The sequence below is a fragment of the Mycobacterium sp. TH-M82 genome, assembly GCF_057473605.1.
Genome location: NZ_JBYCKY010000548.1, coordinates 1 through 2,597 on the forward strand (window position 1 = coordinate 1; position 2,597 = coordinate 2,597).

At 64.0% G+C, this 2,597-nt stretch carries 2 protein-coding genes and 1 pseudogene; 1 reads left to right on the top strand and 2 read right to left on the bottom strand.

The annotated features are described in order from the left end of the window. Nucleotides 1–45: 45 nt before the first annotated feature. A complete protein-coding gene (locus AC2VON_RS16600; RefSeq protein ID WP_486953929.1) occupies nucleotides 46–435 on the bottom strand; it encodes a hypothetical protein in 390 nt (129 codons plus the stop codon). Further along, nucleotides 432–801 (bottom strand): annotated as a pseudogene (locus AC2VON_RS16605) (DUF427 domain-containing protein). The gene AC2VON_RS16600 and the pseudogene AC2VON_RS16605 overlap by 4 nt, the downstream one beginning before the upstream one ends. A gap of 199 nt (nucleotides 802–1,000) precedes the next feature. Here AC2VON_RS16605 and AC2VON_RS16610 point away from each other — a divergent pair. Next, nucleotides 1,001–2,569 carry a radical SAM protein gene (locus tag AC2VON_RS16610; protein WP_486953928.1) on the top strand — a complete coding sequence of 523 codons (1,569 nt, stop codon included), beginning with the start codon at nucleotides 1,001–1,003 and terminating at the stop codon, nucleotides 2,567–2,569. The last annotated feature ends 28 nt before the right edge of the window (nucleotides 2,570–2,597 follow it).

Below are 2,597 nucleotides of genomic sequence, written 5' to 3' on the forward strand. Positions count from 1 at the left end.
CTCGTCGGTGAATGTCGGGGACGTGGCACCGTGACGAACCGCGAATTATGCGAACCTTTCGAGCCAGGTCGTCAGCGCGTATAACGCACCATAAGTTCCGATCGCGATCGCGAGCACCGTGGCCAGTCGCCACCGCAGTCGCCGGATACCGGCGATGCTGCACTGATCGCGTCGCCGCAACGTGTTCCAGGCAAGCAGCACCAGCACACCCAGCCCGCCCAGGCGGAACCACCACGCGTAATTACCGTAAAGGTTGTTGGTCCACGCCAATGCCGTTGTAGCGCTGATGATTCCGAAGAGCGCCAGCACGGTTGGGCCAGCACAGCAGAGGATACCGACCAGCCCACCGGTGATGCCGATGCGCCATATCGGCAGCGCGTTGTTCGTTGTCGAGCGGCGTTTCCGGGCGAGATCCTCAGTTACTGTCCGCTTCACGTTCTGCTGTCGCATCGCGACATGTTGCTGCCCAGCCAGTCGATCACGCGGTGTGCGAAACCCTTGCGATACACCCTCGGGTTCGCCTTCGACGGTCACACCGTTCCAGAACGCAACGTGGTTTTTGATCCGGCGCGCCAATGGACTGGGGCGTGGGTAGTACCAGGCGGCGTCCGGGTTCACCTCCCCGTTGGCGGTGACGCCGTAGTAGCGAGCCAGGCCCTTCCACGGGCAGATGGATTTGGTCGGGCTGTCAATGAAATGCTCGAGGTGCAGCGACTCGGGCGGAAAGTAGTGATTGCCCTCCAGCCGGACGGTTCGCCGCGCCTCCGCGAGCACGGTCCCGTTCCATACGGCGCGGATCATTGTGCAGTCCTCCTCACAGGTGTGACTACCCCCATTGCACTCTTGCGGTGGTGCGCTAAACGGGTGGACTGTCATGGCGCAGACAGTACCGCCCACCACGCCCGCCACGGCGAACTGTCCGGCTGCTGACACTCGCGCATCGCGCACGAGACGCACAGTGTTGGAATCTCTGAGGTGCGCGGCTGACAGGAGAGCATCGGTGACGACCGTGAAGCGAGATCTCAACGAGGTGTTCGTCGAGTACACCAAAAGCATCTGCCCGGTGTGCAAGGTGGTCGTCGACGCGCAGGTCAACATCCGCGACGGCAAGGTCTATCTGCGCAAACGCTGCTGCGACCACGGCGAATTCGAGGCCCTGGTGTACGGGGACGCCGAAATGTACATGGACTCGGCGCGGTTCAACAAGCCGGGCACCATCCCGCTGCAATTCCAGACCGCGATTCGCGACGGCTGCCCCAGCGACTGCGGATTGTGCCCGGACCACAAACAGCACGCCTGTCTGGGATTGATCGAGGTCAACACGCACTGCAACCTGGACTGCCCGATCTGTTTCGCCGACTCCGGTCACCAGCCCAACGGATACGCCATCACCACAGCGCAGTGTGACCACATGCTCGACGCCTTGGTGGCCGCCGAGGGCGAACCCGAAGTGGTGATGTTCTCCGGCGGCGAGCCGACCATCCACAAACAGCTCCTCGACTTCGTCGACGCCGCCCAAGCCCGCCCGGTCAAAACCGTCATCGTCAACACCAACGGCATCCGGCTGGCGTCTGACCGGCGGTTTGTCGCCGACCTCGCCGACCGCAACCGCCCCGGCCGCCCAGTGCACATCTACCTGCAGTTCGACGGCATCGAGGAAACTACGCATCGCCAGATCCGGGGCCGCGATTTGCGAGACGTCAAAGCCCGGGCGCTGGACAACTGCACCGAGGTGGGCCTGACCGTCAGCCTGGTCGCCGCGGTGGAACGCGACGTCAACGAGCACGAACTGGGCCCGATCATTCGACACGGACTGGCGCACCCCGCGGTGCAATCGGTGGTGTTTCAGCCTGTCACGCACGCGGGCCGGCACATCGAGTTCGACCCGCTGACCCGGCTGACCAACTCCGACATCATCGGTGGCATCGCCGCGCAGTTGCCGCAGTGGTTTAAGCCGAGCGATTTCTTCCCGGTGCCGTGCTGCTTCCCCAGCTGCCGATCGATCACCTACCTGCTCACCGACGGCGAGCACGTGGTCCCGATCCCGCGACTGCTCGACGTCGAAGACTACCTGGACTACGTCTCCAACCGGGTCATTCCCGACCTGGCGATCCGCGAGGCGTTGGAGAAGCTGTGGTCGGCGTCGGCGGTGATGGGCAGCGGCCCCACCACCGAACAGCTCCAGAAGGCTGTCCGTGCCCTGGACTGCGCCGACGCCTGCGGGATCAACCTGCCCGAAGCGCTGACGCATCTCACCGACCGGGTGTTCGCGATCGTGATTCAAGACTTTCAGGATCCGTTCACCCTCAACGTCAAACAGCTGATGAAATGCTGCGTGCAGCAGATCACCCCGGACGGGCGGCTTATCCCGTTCTGCGCCTACAACTCCGTTGGCTACCGCGAGCAGGTCCGCGCACAGCTGACCGGCGTGCCGGTGCCCGACATCGTGCCCAACGCCGTCCCGCTGGCCGGGCTGCTGACCGACTCTCCGAACGGATCCAAAATGGCCGACGGTCTCCGTACCGGGCACGACGTTACCCCTACCAGCCCCAGAGCGGTACGCCGATGACGGTGCCGCCACAGCGCATCAAAACGTG